This window comes from Deltaproteobacteria bacterium PRO3 (genome assembly GCA_030263375.1).
Lineage (GTDB): Bacteria > UBA10199 > UBA10199 > DSSB01 > DSSB01 > DSSB01.
In genome coordinates this window covers 24340-40356 of record SZOV01000018.1, presented here as the reverse complement: position 1 = coordinate 40356, position 16017 = coordinate 24340, and the positions used below count along the sequence as shown (strand labels likewise).

Sequence of the window (16017 nt, the reverse complement as noted above, 5' to 3'; positions counted from 1 at the left end):
ACGTTTCGGACACTCATCGAACGCCTCCTCAAGCGCATCCTCAACCGGCCGGACCTCGGCATGGAGACGGCGACGATCGTCGAACTCTCCACCGCCCCGAACCCGATGCGCTACGAACTCGACGCGATCGACCTCGCCGGAGCGGGCGGTCAGGAAGATCACCGGCACCGCGCTGGTCTTACGCAGCTCGCGGCAGAAGTCGAAGCCGTTGCCGTCCGGCAGGCCGACGTCGAGGACGACCAAGTCGATCCCGCCCCGCGCGAGGGCTTCGCGGCCCTCCTTCAGCGTGCTGAACCAAAGCGCCGCGAAGCCTTCCGCCTCGAGGGCATAGCGGATGTTGTCGGCGATGGAGGATTCGTCCTCCAGGATGAGGATCTTCGGGGCCACGCGGAGGTTATAGAGGAATCGCGCGGAATAGGCCAGCCTGCGGCAGCCTCACACGCTCTCTTCCGGGATGATGAACTCGAACTCGACCGTGTTGAACATGATGCGGTCGCCGTGCTTGAGCGGGCGCGCGGAGCGCTGGCCGGGCGGCAGGCGCTCGCCGTTGAGGAAGGTGCCGTTTTTGCTGTTGAGGTCCTGGACGTAGAAGTCCTCGTCCTCTTGGATGATCGCGGCGTGGGTGCGGGAGATGAAGGCGTCGTTGATCACGAGCGTGACAAGGCGCTCGTCGCGGCCGATCAGCAAGGGACCGGCGCCGCGGAACACGAGCGGCACTTCAAAGTTCTTGCGAACCAGCCGCGCGCTGCGCAGCGCCTCGTTGACGGACATCGGACGCTGATGCAGCTTAATTTTGGAAGTCAACTCTCCCAACATCAAGGGACCCCAGGGCTATTCGATTAGTGCCAAAAGTTCGGGGACTTGTAAAGGCATAGTCCCCGAAACCGGCCCGATTACCCTCCTAATTCTATCGAATATCCCGGCCAGAAAGCTGCCCGTTTCTGCGAAAATATTTTTTCGCGTCCCCTGCAAACCGTCGGCCAAAAACAAGAGCTCGATTTGTCGCGCTGCGGCAAAAAAAAGGCCCCCGGGGAACGCCCGGAGGCCTCGAATGCTTGATGCCGCTGAGGGGCCCGCCTACTTGCGGCGCAGGGCGCGGATCCCGGCGAGGGCGCCCAAGGCCAGCAGCCAGGCGTCGCCGTAAAGACCGGTCGCGCCGGCCACCGAGTTGAAGCAGCCGCCGCCCGACTTGGTCACCGCCGGACCGGCGGGCTCTTGCGGTGCGGGATCGCAGGCGTCGCCCAGCTTGTCCTCGTCGGTGTCGACCTGATCGTTGTTGCCGACGCTGGGGCAGTTGTCCTCGCCGTTCTTCACGCCGTCGCCGTCGCTGTCGGCCTCGGGGTTGTCGAGGTCGCAGGCGTCGCCGATGCCGTCGCCGTCGCCGTCTTCTTGGCCGGCGTTCGAGGCATTGGGGCAATTGTCGTTGGTGTTGGCCACGCCGTCGCCGTCCACGTCGTTGTCGACGGGATCGTCGGTCGGTTCGGGCGTGCCGCAGCTGGGATCCGGATTTTTCGGGCAGCTGTCGACGCCGTCGATCGTGCCGTCGTCGTCAAAGTCAGGATCCAGCGGGTCCAGGCCCTGCACGGTCTCGTCGGCGTCGGAGAGGCCGTCGTTGTCGTCGTCGACGTCGCAGACGTCGCCGTTGCCGTCGCTGTCGGTATCCAATTGGTCGTTGGGACCTTCCGTCGGACCGTTGTCGTCGGTCGGGCAGTTGTCGGAGCTGTCCGGCACGCCGTCGCCGTCGGTGTCGCTGTCGGTCGGCTCGTCGCTGGGATCGCAGGCCGCGCCCAGGCCGTCGCCGTCCTTGTCCTCTTGGTCGGGATTGGCGACCAAGGGGCAGTTGTCGGATTCGTTGAGCCGGCCGTCGCCGTCGATATCGTCGTCGCAGGCGTCGCCCTTCTCATCGCCGTCCTTGTCGGATTGATCCGGGTTGGACAGGTTCGCGAGGGTGGCTGCGTCCTGGCAGGTGGTTTGGTCGGGGGCGCAGTTGTCGACGCCGTCGGGCTTGTTGTCGTTGTCCCAATCGTTGTCGCAGACATCGCCCTTGCCGTCGTTGTCGCAATCCTTCTGGTCCGCGTTCGCGTCGTTCTTGCAGTTGTCGACGTCGTCCGGAATCCCGTCGCCATCCGCATCGGGCTCGGTGGTGCAGGCCGAGGAGCAGCCGTCGCCGCTGACGGTGTTGCCGTCGTCGCATTCCTCGTTACCCTCCTTGTTACCGTTGCCGCAGACCTCGGAGCCGCTGCCGACGGTCTCGATCTCGACGCCGCTGAAGTCGTTGTTGTTGCCGTTGTCGCAGATGACACCGCTGTCGGCCTGCTTGTTGGCCGTCACCAAATTGCTCTGCTTCGTCTTGACGGTGAAGCCGCGGGCGGTGAAACGGCTCGCGGTGATCTCGATCGCGCACTTGTCATCGGCCATGCCGGTGGTGTCGATGGTCACCTTGCCGCCGTTGGGGGTGCCGTCCAGCAACATGGCGATGCCGTCCTTGCAGGCGGGGCTGTCACCCTGGCAATCCAAATCTTGATCGTTGTTGAAGTGCAGAGGCTTGGTCAGGACGATGGTCATCTCGCCGCCGGACTCGAAACGGATGATGTCCGTGCACATCCGAAAATCCTGCTTCCGGTTGAAGCCTTCTTCGACCTTTCGGCGCAGCGAATTGAAATCGTCGACGCTGTCCGAGTTGCTTAAGACCTTGCAGGTCGTGTTGTCGACGACAGCCGAAGCGGAACCCGCGAAGGCGAGGGAAACGGCGAAGCCGAAGAGGGCCGCCATCGATAGTTTCTGCATGCGATTCATGAAAGCCTCCAAATCGTTAATAGCCCGGCACGGGACAGGCCCCTCCCCGACAGAGGTAATAACCTGTGTACAATATCGGGGAATTTTGCCGGAGGTTGCGTGAAGATAGCGTGACGGGGAAATCGCGAAACGTTATCGGGAAAGGACCGAAAATACTCTCAAGGGCTTCCAGCCCGCGTTTAGAAAGATAGAAGAAGAGGAAGGCGTCCGCTCCAGCGCGACGCCTTCTTTTTTTGCCGTCTCCCGCCGCCGAAACCCGCTTGACCCCCCGCCCCGATTCGTTTTATTAAGAAAATCTTTTGATATATCAATAAGTTAGATGTGAGGACGCATGGGCCTTTTATCCTGGGTCGCCTTGATTTCCTTATTCTTTTTCCTGACGCCCTTCCTGCGGCTGCTCAGCCGGCCCCTGCGCGCCGTCCTGGCCCCGAAAAAAAAATTCTTCCCCGTCTCCTTCCATCCCGTCCTCTTAAAGATCGGCCGTTGGGAGTACCTGCTGGGGCCCTTCCGCGACCGCCTGCTCTCGGTCGTGCTGCTCGGCATCGTCGTCTACCTCTGGCTCTACGAATCCCCCTTGAGCCAGGAGACCCTGCTCGCCTCCTCGCTGATCGTCTTCTACAACCTGCTCGCCATCATCACCATCCGCTACCGCGACGGCATCCGCCTCAAGCTGGCCGAGATCGCGCGCTGCCGTTCGAACACCCACCCGGAGGATTTTTTCAACCTCTTCTACATCAGCCTGAGCCCTTGGCCGCCGACCTTCCCGGTCTCGGGGCTGCGCGAGATCGACTTCCGCGACACCGATTATCGCAGCGGCAAACCGCCGGTGCTTTCCCGCTGGCCGATCGTCGAGTCCGCGTTGGCCACCAGCACCCTGGCGCGGATGGCGATCATGGCCTTCAAACGCGTCGGCCCCGAGTACGGCCGCGACGCCTTCGACGGGCTGGCTCGGCTCTGGGGCTCGCGGGTCGCGCAGATCTTCCAATGCCACCTGCAAATCCATGGCGCGCGGCGCATCGCGCCGATCGAGGGCAAGACGCTGCTGCTTTTCAACCACAAGAGCTACCTCGATTTCGCGCTCAATTTCTTCGCGCTAGGCTCGATCCACAAGTCCGACGGCCGGCACTTGCGGCCGCGCTTCATCGCGGCCAAGGACCACTTCATCGACAACCCGATCATCTATTCCTGGATCGGCCTGGGGAAGGTCATCGAGAACGCCGGGATGATCTTCGTCAACCGCGAGAAGGGCAAGGGGTGGGCCGCGATGCAGGAGGCCGCCGAGAAGCTCGTGAACAGCGACGTCGAGATCGCCGTCTATCCGCAGGGCACCCGCGCCTACTTCATGCGCTCGCCCTCCGGCGAGCGGTTGGACGCGGGCTACTATACAACCTTCACCAAGAAGACCTGGGACCAGCCGCTGGGCCACCTCAAGCCCGGCACGGCGCACCTGATCCTCGACACCCTGCTCGCGCTTAGGCAGCGCGGCGAGAGCAAGCTCAACGTCCTGGTGACGGGGATCATGGGCAGCGCGATCGCGGGGCCGAAGGGCAGCTTCAAGGCGCAGTCGGAGGCGGAAGTGCATTTCAGGATCCTGCCCGTCTGGGAGCTCTCCACCGACTTGGTCGCGGGCGCCGCGGCGCCCCAGGGCCAAGAGCCGCAGACCGAGGCGGAGTGCCTCTACGCGCGGCTCAGCCAGCAGCTGCAGGTCGAGATCGACCGCAAGCTCCTGCAGGCCACCGAATGGCACGCCTATTTATTGCAGCGCCTCCCTGTCGAGCTGGAAAAGCTCGGCATCGCGGGCCCCGAGGTCGCGGCCGCGCTGGAGCGCCTGCGGGCGGCGGAGGCCTCGGGCGACAGCCGTCCCTTCATCCTGCTGGATCGGATTTTTTCGCTGGCGCCGGAGCTGTGGGAGCGTTTCTTGCGGCTCTACATTTCCTTGCAGAGCCAGGAGTCGGACGAGGGATCCTGGAAGGCGCTGCTGCAGGAAGTATCGGAAAGATTGCGGACCCGGTAGGGACGAACCTCGTGTTCGCCCCTACGTCTTCCTCAGGGCCAAGTGGAAGATCTTCATCACCTGCTCTTTACGTTCCGCCAGCATCTCGGGGCTGAGCGGCGGGCGCTGGAAGATGTCCTCCAGGCTGTTGGCGTAGGCGAAGTAGAAGGAGATCGCGCCCATGAAGGTGACGATCAGGTGGTCGGGCTTGAGCTCGGTCGTCATCAGACCCGCGGCCTGGGCCGCCTGCACCAAGGCCTCCATGCGGTGGTAGATCGGTCCGCGGATGTCCTTCCAGATGCTGCGCGAAACGCCGCCTCCCTCCAAGCCGTCCCACATCATCAGCCGGACAAAGGTCTGATTGTGCCCGATGAACTCGTGAAAGATGGTCAGGGCCTCATCGAGCAGGGCCTCGCTCTCCAATTGGAAGGCGCCGCCCCTCGAGCTCTGGCTTAAGCGCACCGCGAACCAGGCCTCCAAGGCCTGCCACTGCTGGATGTGCACCGCGCGGTACAGGCCCTCCTTGGCCCCGAAGTAATGATAGATCATCCGCTTGTTGACCTTGGCCTTCTCGAGGATCTCGCTCAGGCTGGTGCCGAGAAATCCGGCGCGGGCGAAGGCCTTGGTCGCGCAGGCCAGGATGGTCTCGCGCGTCTTCACCGGGTCGCGCTTGAGGCGCGGCTCCTTCGCCTTCCCCGCGCCCGCCCTGCCTTCGCCCTTTTTATTTTTCTTCACTGCCGAATCTCCGATTGACAAATTGCCCGCAACAAACAAGAATGGTAACCGATTGGTTACTTGTAAGGGGGTAACCATGAAACTCGCTATGGAAACTTCATTAAAGCCCGCTCTCGACTGGAAGCAACGGTTATTTTTCCGCTTTTCCCACCCGATCGGGCCGACTTGGCTGTTCACGCCCATCGCCCTGCTCTTGGTCGGAATCTCGCTGGAATGGCAGCCTCGGTCCGCCGGGACGGTGGCCCTGGCCCTGGTCGGCGGACTGCTCTACTGGACCTTCATCGAGTACTTCCTGCACCGCTTCGTCTTTCACCTGGTCAAGGTGAAAGAGCCCTGGCGAACGATGGCCTCGGCGCTGCACATGGCCCATCACCGGGACATGGACGTCCGGGAGTTGGTCATCGCGCCGCCTCTCGTGAGCTTGGGATTCTCTCCCGTCATCTTCTTGGTGGCCCTGGCCTTCACTTGGAGCGTCAGCTTGGCCATGCTGGTGGTGGCCGGCGTGTTTCTCGGCTACGTCTTATACGAATGGGCGCATTACGGGGCCCACCAGTACCAGCCGAAGAACGCCTTCTTCCGCTATCTCAAGCGCTACCACCTCCTGCATCATTACAAGGATCCCAACGGGACCTTCGGGGTGACGACGCCGATCTGGGACTACGTCTTCGGTACCATCTATCGTCCCAAGGCCTAAGTTTTACCACCAACACCCAAGGGGGCGGGTGACACCTTCACCCGCCCCCGTTTTTTTCGGCGCGAAACCAGCGCTTTTCCTTTACAAATCCGAACGGTCATTGCTACAAAGGAATCCTTCCCAGTCTTCCATCCACGCATCCTAATCCAGTGCGAAGGGCTTTGCTCGGGGGCTTTTTACCTGAACGACGTCCGCTTAAGAGGAGCATTCGCATGAAACGCACTTGGATCGCCTTGTCCTGCCTGGCCATGGCCGGCGCCGCTGCGCCGGTCGCCCGCGCCGGAGACATCCGGCATACCTTCGCCGGAGACCCCACCAACAGCTTCTACACCGACGACGCGGGAGGCTCCGTCAATAACGGCGGCAACGACCTCTCCTATTACCTCAATTTGGGCGACGTCGATCAGTCCGCGATCGGCACGCTCTTCGTCTACGCCAACGACGGCATCGCCCAGCGGGTCGACAACGGCTACGCCGAGCAGGACTTCGGCGGCGGGAGCGGGATCCAGCTCTTCGAGCTCTCGGCCCTGCCGCTCAGCGGCGCCGCCGGCGAGATCGGCCTGGCGGACGACTCCCCCCTGACCCCCGTCTCCTTCGTGGGCGGAGAAACGGGCCTGACCGTCCAGCAGGTGACCTACACCTCCGACGCGCCCGGCGACCGCTTCGTGATCGTGGAATACCGGGTGGTCAACAACAGCAGCGGCGCGGTCACGGCGCGCATCGGGCTCTCCAACGACTTCGACGTCGACCTCAAGTCGGCCGACGCGCGGGTGGGCTACGACGACAGCACGGGCATCCCGATGGTCTTCCAGCAGGAGGCCCCGCCGCTCGATCCCACCAACACCACCGTCGGCGTCGGTCTGGTGCGCGGCGCCCTGGCCCAATACCGCCTGGAGAGCTGCAGCGGCGCCTTCGGTTCCTGCCAGATCCTCGAAGACGCCGACGCCGAGCGCGTCGCCTTCTTCAACGGCGTCCTCGGGGAGGTCGGCGATCTGACCGGGGGCATTCCCAATCAAGACTTCGCCGTCACCATCGCCGCCAATCTGGGCAGCATCCCGCCCGGCGAGGGACGCGGGGCGGTCTTCTGCTACACCTTGGGCCAGGGGAACGATTCGGACGAGGGCCTCGCCGACTGCACGCAGGCCGCGCAGGGCTGCGAGGCCTTCTACGAAGACAACATCGCCTTCTGCGGCAACGGCCTCACCAACTTCGGCGAAAATTGCGACGACGGGGACACCAATATCAACGACGCCTGCCCCAGCGGCCCCACCGGCAACTGCGAGCCCGCCACCTGCGGCGACGGCTTCGAGTGGAACCAGGAGGGCGGCACCGAAGAGTGCGACGACGGCAACGCCGTCCTCAACGACAGTTGTCCCAGCGGGCCTTCGGGCACCTGCCAAGACGCGACCTGCGGCGACGGCATCGTCTGGAACACCGACGGCGGCACCGAGGTCTGCGACGACGGCAACGCCAACCAGAACGACGCCTGCTGCGACTGCCAGCCCGCCCGCTGCGGCGACGGCTTCCTCTGGAACCAGCAGGGCGGCACCGAGCAATGCGACGACGGCAACAACGACCTGACCGACGCCTGCCCCAGCGGCCCCGCCGGGACCTGCCGGCCTTCCTTCTGCGGCGACGGCTTTATCCGCCAGGGCGTCGAGGGCTGCGACGACGGCAACAACGCCACCAACGACGCCTGCCCCAGCGGGCCCTCCGGCAGCTGCCAGCTCGCCTTCTGCGGCGACGGCTTCGTCCGCCAGGGCGTCGAGCTCTGCGACACCGCGATCAGCGGCGCGGCCTGCGTCAACAATTGCACCCGCTTCGACAGCTGCGGCGACGGCAACCTGGACCCCGGCGAGGCCTGCGACGACGGCAACAGCAACACCAGCGACGCCTGCCCCAGCGGCAACGCGGGGACCTGCCAAAACGCGGCCTGCGGGGACGGCTTCCTGCGCAGCGGCGTCGAGGGTTGCGACGACGGCAACCTGAGCAACGGCGACGGCTGCAACGCCTCCTGCCAAGTCGAGGGGCCCGGAGGAAATCCTTCGACCAATCCGCCCGCCGCCGTCTGCGGCAACGGCATCGTCGAGGCCGGCGAGCAGTGCGACGACGGCAACCTGGAGGACGACGACGAGTGCTCCTCGCAGTGCTTCCCGCTGCCGGTCTTGCAGGGCGGCGGGACCAGCACCAATTCCCCGCTCAACCCCGACGGGGGCGGTTGTTCGCTCGGCACCGGGACTTCGAGTTTTCCCCCGGCCAGCGGCCTGGGATTCCTCTTCGCAGCGGCGGGCCTGACGGCCTGGCGCCGCAAGCGAGCCTAGGAAATAGGGGGAGCCTATTCCTGGCCCCTCGGCCGAGCCGGCCGGGGGGCTTTTTATTTTTTCCCGGGAAATATTGACCGCTTGACGCCCGGCGCCCCTGGTCTCTATTACGACGCCGCACGTCATGCGATGACCCGCAACAAAGCGGGATCCTTGCCGATTCCAGAATTAGGGGGACCTCGAGGCCGAAGGGCGTCGGGGGCTGCCTGGGGAGCGGAGAAATTCTCCCTTAAATTCACCTTGATAAGGATTTTCACCCATGGGGGCACCACCAGGGGTCGGGGATGCCTCGTCCGCAACTCGACCCGCCCAACATCTCCAGCCCGGCGTCCCGCCCGCGAAGCCCGCGGAGCCGAAGCCGCCCCTGCCGCCCTCGAGTCCCGGGGCCCCGCCGCCGACCGAGGTGAAATACCAACAAAACCCGAACGATCCCCTGCGACTGATGGGGGTCGATGAAAGACGCCTGAAGCTGACCCGCGGGCTGCGTCTCTACCAAGACCGCCACCTCGACACCGCCAAGCTCGAGCTTAAGCCCATCGCCGACAACCATCTCGCCGGCGAAGTCCTGGGCCAGATTAAAAACCATGAGGCCGTCTTCCACGCGCGCCAGCTGGCCTTCGTCCTCAAGGCCTTGGGGAAGGACGCGGCCGGGCCCTGCTCTTTTTCGGAGTCGCAAAGCGCCAAATTGACCCAGGCCATCGAGGCGATCGAATCCCGCCTGATCCTCGACGGCGGGACCGACCTCGACAAGGCCGTCGCCGCCGCGAAGGCGGGCTTCGACCCCGAGGTGCGGAAGGTCTGGGACTGCTTCGCCCAAACCCAGAGGACCCCGCTCGCCGAGCTGGCCGCCGCCTTCCAAGAAACCGACCCCGGCCTGTTGGCCGACCAGCTCCTGCGCCTGGCCGAGATCCACCGCGACCGCAAGCATTTCGGGACCTCCTGGGCCCTGGCGCAGATCGCCGCCGAGTATCCGAACACCGAACCACGCGCGAAGCAATTGAGCGCCTACCTCGAGGGCAAGCGCCTCTCGACCGAATACGTCATCAGCGACATGTTCGACCACGGCGGGAGCTCGATCGCCATCGACCTGCTCGCCCTCGCGCCCAGCGTCGCCCTGACCCGGCGCCTCTCCACCGTGGCCTGGCTGGCCAAGCGCCGCGGCATCGCGCGCGTCCCGATGACGCTCTTGGCCGGCGGCGTCATGCATTGGGGATCGACGAAGGTCTTGAAGGGCCTCACCGGCTTCGACGGAAAAATCATGCCCGGCTCGTGGCGCGAGTTCGGCGGCGAGCTGACCTCCTCCACCCTGCAGAACAGCTTCGCGCTGCTGCTCGCCAACCGAAAGCTCTTCTGGGGCCGTCCGGGTCCGAAACCGGTCCTCGCCGCGGCGGAAGGTGTCGAGGCGACGAAGGCCGCGGAGACCCTCGAGGCGACCGCCGCCCTCGCCAAGCCCAAGCTCGGATTCGCGAGACAGGCCCTGCGCGGCGGCCAGGCCTTCGGGCGCGGCCTGTGGTGGACCACGAAGACAAGCCTCAAGGTAAGCACCATCGGCCTGGGCGATTTGGCGCTGGTCAAGACCCCGCTGCATTATTTCAACGTCCACGACATGACCCAGCGCGGAATGCCGCAATACGCGCTGAAGCTCTTCCCCAAGGCCCGCGAGTCCCGGCAGGTCGTGGCCGAGACCTACGGGGCGCGCAATCTCTACCGAGAATATCAAAAACGCGGCGACGGCGCGGCCAAGCTGCCCAACACGCTGCCCGGCGTCGACCCGGCCCTCGACCTCGACGTCTTCCTCACCCGCCTCGATCCCTCCCTGCAAGGCGACAAGCGCGAGGCGGCCTATGCCGTGCTCGCCGAGGCGGCCTCCAACGGCAAGCTAGGGCTCAACATCCGGCGTTGGGTCCTGCAGAAGCGGAAGCTGGAGGAGTGGGAGGGCGCCAACCGCACCTTCGAGCGCCAGGGCATCCCGCTGCGCTACGACGCGGAGGGTGCGCTTTGTTTCACCGATTCGGAAAGCTACCCTTGCCCCGAGCCCCCGACCAAAAAACCCTGATCGAGCTTTTCCCGCAAAAAAATCAGCCAAGGCCGAAGGCCCTCGCCTTTCGCCCGAGACCGAAACTCGGAGGCCGTCGTGGCGATCCGGGGCGCTTCGTGATATCGACATCGCGTGCTCTACGCCCTGCTCTACCTGGCCTTCGGCATCGCCGCCCTAATCTACAGCGCCTACGTCCTTTGGCAGCGCGGGACCGTGCGCGGCTGGCCGACGACGACGGGGGAATTTTTAGAACGTAAGGTGGAGCGCTCCCCGGACGGCCGCGCGGGACGCACCGCGGCGCCGGCCTTTCAATACGAGGCCCTGGTGAAATACCGCTACCAAGTGGAAGGGCGCGATTACGTTTGCGACCGCCTCTATCGCGTGGGCTGGGTCACGAGCAGCCGGAAAAACCGTCAGGCCCTCCTGGATCGATTGCCGGATCCGCCGGCGGTTCGCTACAACCCCGCCCACCCGCAGGACGCCTGCCTGCTGGCGCTTCCCTTGAGCTCGGCGATATGGGGGCTGGCCGTGGGGGCGGCGGTCACGGTCACCGCCTTGCTCTACCTCGCGGTCAAGCTTTTGGATCGCCCGCCCGCCGGCTGAGCGCCGGGCGCCCGCCCGGCTTAAGACCCCAGCTTTTTCAAAAACTCGTCGAAACGGCGGATCTCGGGACCCATCCGAATCAGAAAGCTCCGCGTCCCCTCGGGCGTTTGGACGGTGAAGGCCCCCGTGCCCTTGCCGCGTTCCTCGACGCGCAGCTCGGCGTCGGATTCCAGCTCGGCCAAGCGCTGCTTGAGCTCGCGGGCCTGCCTGGCCGTCAGCCGTCCCTGCCGGGGCTCGCCGCCGCTGTACATCCCGGTGGAGCTCTCTTCGGGGCGGACGGGGACGTAGCGGAAGCTCACGGCCGCATCCTTCGACCTCTGCTCGAAATGGTATTGGTTGGCGCTGCCGTCGCCGTAATCCAAGGTCCAAAATGCGCGGAGGGCTTCCTCGGCGAGGCCCGGTGGGGGCACGAGCCAGAAACCGAACAAGAGCAGGCAGCGAGAAATTTTCAGCTTCATTGGGACCTCCGTTTGTTACCGCGCCGCGTTCGGGACTCCCGGCCGCGGCGCGGGCAGCAGGACCATCAAGACAAAACCGGCCAGGATCATCGCCAGGCAGAGCAGCTGCCCCATCGAGAGGGGGCCCAGGATCGTCCCCAGCTGGGGATCGGGCTCGCGGAAGAACTCGACGATGAAGCGCAGGACCCCGTAGCCGACCAGCAGCATGCAGGAGACGTAGCCGTCCTTCTTTTGCAGGCGCGAGGTCGCGTAGAGGATCAGCCATAAGATCGGCCCCTCGAGGAAGGCCTCGTAGAGCTGCGAGGGGTGCCGCGGCCTCGGCCCCCCGCTCGGAAACACCATCGCCCAAGGCGCGTCGCTGACGCGGCCGTAGAGCTCGCCGTTGATGAAGTTGCCGATGCGCCCGAAGCCCAAGCCGATCGGCGCGCAGAGCCCGACGTTGTCGGCGACGTGATAGAAGGGCAGCTGCACCCGCCGCGCGAAGAGGTACATCGCCAAGATCGTCCCGGCCAGGCCGCCGTGGAAACTCATCCCGCCGTGCCAGATCGCCGGGATCTCCCAAGGGTGCTCGAGGTAGAATTGCGGGTTGTAGAAGACGACGTAGCCCACGCGCGCCCCGAGGATGAGGCCGTAGAAGCAATAAGTGACCAGCAACGAGACGTCGCCCGCCTGCGGCAGGTGGAACAGGCCCCGGCGGTAGCGATAGCGCAGCAGGAAATATGCGCAGGTGAAGCCGAGCAGGTACATGAAGGCGTACCAGCTTAAGCCCACGGGTCCGACGCGGAACAGAAAGGGGTCGATTTGCGGAAAGGCCAAGGCCGCTGGCGGCATGCAAAACTCCTCCGGCTATTCTTAACGTTCGGGAACGCTTCGGCAAAGCAAACAATCTGGCCGGTGCTCAAGAAAATCCCCTTCGCGAAAGCCGCGTCTGGCTTCATTTTCCCAACTTTTTGCCGGCGCCGAGAGATTTTCCGTTGACCACAGCATCTAGTTATGACAAGACGGAAAAGATACAAGATATTGTGGTTTTTCTTCCCAGGTTCTATAATCAAAAAACTAAAAATTGTTGAGTTTTAGGGGTTTATGGCGTCTTGCCGCCCCGCGTCACTTCATCATCTCGAGGAGGATCCCCATGACCGTGAAGGCCCTACCGTCCGTCCGCTCCAATCGCCGCGCCGCTACTACCGGCAAGGGCAAGGGACTGAAGATCAACCGCCGCTACACCGAGGCCGGCAAAGACCCGCTGGAGTCCCTCTCCTACGAGTACCGCACTTCGGTCATCACCAATCCCGACGGCTCGGTGGTCTTCAAGATGGACAACGCGGAGATCCCCAAGGGCTGGAGCCAGCTGGCCACCGACATCATCGTCTCGAAGTACTTCCGCAAGGCGGGCGTGCCCAAGACCGGCCGCGAGACCTCGGCCAAGCAGGTCGTGCACCGCATCGCCCACAGCATCCGCGTCGCGGGCGAAAACCTGGGCGGCTACTTCGCGAGCCCGGAGGACGCGCAGGCCTTCGAGGACGAGCTGAAATACCTCCTCATCACCCAGCGCGGGGCCTTCAACTCGCCGGTATGGTTCAACTGCGGCCTCTACCAAGAATACGGCATCGAGGGCTCGGGCGGTAACTACTTCTGGAACCCGAAGGACGGCAGCATCGGCACCACCGTCAACTCCTACGAGCATCCGCAGTGCTCGGCCTGCTTCATCCAGGCGGTCGACGACGACCTGATGAGCATCTTCGACCTGGCCAAAAACGAGGCGCGCCTCTTCAAGTACGGCTCGGGCACGGGCTCCAACTTCTCCAAGATCCGCGGCCACCAAGAGAAGCTCAGCGGCGGCGGCACCTCCTCGGGCCTGATGAGCTTCCTCGAGGTGCTGGACCGCGGCGCCGGCGCCACCAAGAGCGGCGGCACCACGCGGCGCGCGGCCAAGATGGTCTGCCTCGACATGGACCACCCCGAGATCGTCGACTTCATCAACTGGAAGGTCCGGGAAGAGCGCAAGGTGGCGGCCCTGATCGCCGCCGGCTACTCCAGCGACTTCAACGGCGACGCCTACCGCACGGTCGGCGGGCAAAATTCCAACAACTCGGTGCGCGTCACCGACGAGTTCATGAACGCCGTGACCGAGGACAAGGAGTGGAAGACCTACATGCGCACCACCGGCGCGGTGGTCGACACGCTGCAGGCCCGCGACCTCTTCAAGCAGATCGCCTTCGCCGCCTGGGCCTGCGCCGATCCCGGCGTGCAGTACGACAGCACGATCAACAAGTGGCACACCTGCAAGAACACCGGCCGCATCAACGCCAGCAATCCCTGCTCCGAGTACATGTTCTTGGACGACACGGCCTGCAACCTCTCCTCGATCAACCTGACCAAGTACTTGAACGAGGACGGCAGCTGGGACGTCGAGGGCTACCGCCACGCGATCCGCACCCTGATCCTGGCGCAGGAGATCCTGGTCGACTTCAGCTCCTACCCGACCGAGCGTATCGCGCAGAACAGCCACGACTTCCGCCCGCTGGGCCTGGGCTACGCCAACCTGGGCTCCGCCCTGATGATCCAGGGCATCCCCTACGATTCCGAAGAGGGCCGGCAGACCGCCGCGGCGCTCACCGCCATCCTCTGCGGCCATGGCTACGCAACCTCCGCCGAGATCGCGGCCGCCAAGGCGCCCTTCCCCGGCTTCGAGATGAACCGCGAGCCCATGCTGGAAGTCATCGGCATGCACCGGGACGCCGCCTACAAGATCGACGGCGCCGCCTGCCCCGCCGAGCTGCTGAAAGCCGCCCAAGAAGACTGGGACGACGCCCTCAAGCTGGGCGAGCAGCATGGCTACCGCAACGCCCAGGCGACGGTCCTGGCGCCCACCGGCACCATCGGCCTCTTGATGGACTGCGACACCACCGGCATCGAGCCCGACTTCGCCCTGGTGAAGTTCAAGAAGCTGGCCGGCGGCGGCTACTTCAAGATCATCAACCAGTCGGTGCCCGCCGCGCTCAAGAAACTGGGCTACTCGGCCCGCGAGATCGCCGACATCGTCACCTACGTGCGCGGCACCTCCAGCCTGCACGGCGCGCCGCACGTCAACCGCGACAGCCTGCACGCCAAGGGCTTCACCGAGAGCGAAATCGAGAAGATCGAGGGCACGCTGGAAGGGGTCTTCGACATCTCCCAGGCCTTCAGCGCCTGGAACATCGGCGACGAGACCCTGCTGCGCCTGGGCTTCAAGAAGGAAAAATACAAGGATCCCTCCTTCAACCTGCTCTCGGCCTTGGGCTTCAGCGCCGCGCAGGTCACCGAGGCCAACGACGTGATCTGCGGCCGCATGACCATCGAGGGCGCGCCGCACTTAAACCCCGACCACCTGCCGATCTTCGACTGCGCCAACAAGTGCGGTCCATACGGCAAGCGCTTCCTGGCCCCGATGAGCCACGTCCGGATGATGGCGGCCACCCAGCCCTTCCTCTCGGGCGCCATCAGCAAGACGGTCAACCTGCCGGAAGAGGCGAGCGTCGAGGACATCGAGGAGATCTACATGGAGGGCTGGAAGCTGGGCCTCAAGGCGGTGGCCCTGTACCGCGACGGCTGCAAGCTGAGCCAGCCGCTCTCCACCAAGAGCGACAAGAAGGAAGAAGCGAGGGAAGAGACCTCGGCGGTCGCGGCCGCGCCCGCCCTGCAACGCCGCCGCATGCCCCGCAAGCGCCGCGGCTTCACGCAGGAGGCGCGCGTCGGCGGCAACAAGGTCTACCTGCGCACCGGCGAGTACGAAGACGGCACCCTGGGCGAGATCTTCATCGACATGCACAAGGAGGGCGCCGCCTTCCGCAGCATGATGAACTGCTTCGCGATCGCGGTCTCCCTGGGCCTGCAGTACGGCGTGCCGCTCAAAGAGTTCGTCGACGTTTTCACCTTCACCCGCTTCGAGCCGCAGGGGCCGGTCGACCACCCGAACATCAAGTTCGCGACCTCGATCATCGACTTCATCTTCCGCCTCTTGGGGCTGGAGTACATGGGCCGCACCGACCTGGTGCAGGTGAAGCCCAATGACCAGCAGCTCCTGGACCTGGCCAGCGCCAAGGCGCAGATCGAGAAGGTCGCCGAGCCGACCGCCAAGCCCTCCTCGCCGCCGCAGCTGGCGGTGATCCAGGGCGAGCGCGCCGAGCCCGTCGAGGGCAAGGCAGAAAACACCTTAAGCGACCACCTCTCCACGATGATGGGCGACGCCCCCTTCTGCGACCAATGCGGCCACATCACGGTGCGCAACGGGGCCTGTTACAAGTGCCTGAATTGCGGGAATTCGATGGGGTGCTCGTAAAAGGAGAAATAATTATGACAATATATGAATGGATTCGGGATGGAGATTATATATATAAACC

12 protein-coding genes are annotated in these 16017 nt (G+C 64.5%); 6 read left to right on the top strand and 6 right to left on the bottom strand.

Going from position 1 to position 16017, the window contains the following annotated elements:
* The 3 genes from FBR05_04970 to FBR05_04960 form a co-directional block, all read right to left on the bottom strand.
* Positions 1-387 (bottom strand): response regulator (locus FBR05_04970; GenBank protein ID MDL1871538.1); only part of this gene is annotated, 387 nt, incomplete at its 3' end.
* A gap of 48 nt (positions 388-435) precedes the next feature.
* Positions 436-816 carry an FHA domain-containing protein gene (locus FBR05_04965; protein MDL1871537.1) on the bottom strand — a complete coding sequence of 127 codons (381 nt, stop codon included), beginning with the start codon at positions 814-816 and terminating at the stop codon, positions 436-438.
* 261 nt (positions 817-1077) lie between these two features.
* Complete coding sequence (locus FBR05_04960) at positions 1078-2796, bottom strand: hypothetical protein (protein MDL1871536.1); 1719 nt, start codon at positions 2794-2796, stop codon at positions 1078-1080.
* Positions 2797-3127: 331 nt separating this feature from the next.
* On the opposite strand from FBR05_04960, the gene FBR05_04955 reads away from it, so the two are divergent.
* Complete coding sequence (locus FBR05_04955; GenBank protein MDL1871535.1) at positions 3128-4810, top strand: 1-acyl-sn-glycerol-3-phosphate acyltransferase; 1683 nt, start codon at positions 3128-3130, stop codon at positions 4808-4810.
* 21 nt (positions 4811-4831) lie between these two features.
* Here FBR05_04955 and FBR05_04950 read toward each other — a convergent pair whose 3' ends face one another.
* Complete coding sequence (locus FBR05_04950) at positions 4832-5707, bottom strand: TetR/AcrR family transcriptional regulator (GenBank protein ID MDL1871534.1); 876 nt, start codon at positions 5705-5707, stop codon at positions 4832-4834.
* On the opposite strand from FBR05_04950, the gene FBR05_04945 reads away from it, so the two are divergent.
* The 4 genes from FBR05_04945 (at position 5430) to FBR05_04930 (ending at position 11180) form a co-directional block, all read left to right on the top strand.
* On the top strand, positions 5430-6218 hold the full coding sequence (locus FBR05_04945; GenBank protein MDL1871533.1) for a hypothetical protein: 789 nt from the start codon (positions 5430-5432) through the stop codon (positions 6216-6218). The two genes, FBR05_04950 and FBR05_04945, sit on opposite strands and share 278 nt — an antisense overlap.
* Before the next feature lie 212 nt (positions 6219-6430).
* A complete protein-coding gene (locus tag FBR05_04940; protein MDL1871532.1) occupies positions 6431-8539 on the top strand; it encodes a DUF4215 domain-containing protein in 2109 nt (702 codons plus the stop codon).
* Positions 8540-8798: 259 nt separating this feature from the next.
* Entirely contained in the window at positions 8799-10595 is a 1797-nt protein-coding gene (locus tag FBR05_04935; GenBank protein ID MDL1871531.1) for a hypothetical protein, read from the top strand.
* A gap of 114 nt (positions 10596-10709) precedes the next feature.
* Positions 10710-11180, top strand: a complete 471-nt coding sequence (locus FBR05_04930) for a DUF3592 domain-containing protein (GenBank protein ID MDL1871530.1) — start codon at positions 10710-10712, stop codon at positions 11178-11180.
* A gap of 20 nt (positions 11181-11200) precedes the next feature.
* On the opposite strand, the gene FBR05_04925 is transcribed toward FBR05_04930, so the two are convergent.
* Together FBR05_04925 and FBR05_04920 are read right to left on the bottom strand one after the other, a co-directional pair.
* Positions 11201-11638: a hypothetical protein gene (locus tag FBR05_04925; protein MDL1871529.1), complete on the bottom strand. Its 438-nt coding sequence runs from the start codon at positions 11636-11638 to the stop codon at positions 11201-11203.
* A gap of 15 nt (positions 11639-11653) precedes the next feature.
* Positions 11654-12454: a prolipoprotein diacylglyceryl transferase gene (locus FBR05_04920; protein MDL1871528.1), complete on the bottom strand. Its 801-nt coding sequence runs from the start codon at positions 12452-12454 to the stop codon at positions 11654-11656.
* A gap of 316 nt (positions 12455-12770) precedes the next feature.
* Between FBR05_04920 and FBR05_04915 the strand changes: the two genes are divergently transcribed.
* The gene (locus tag FBR05_04915; protein ID MDL1871527.1) at positions 12771-15956 is read left to right on the top strand and encodes a vitamin B12-dependent ribonucleotide reductase; all 3186 of its coding nucleotides are present in this window, start codon (positions 12771-12773) and stop codon (positions 15954-15956) included.
* The last annotated feature ends 61 nt before the right edge of the window (positions 15957-16017 follow it).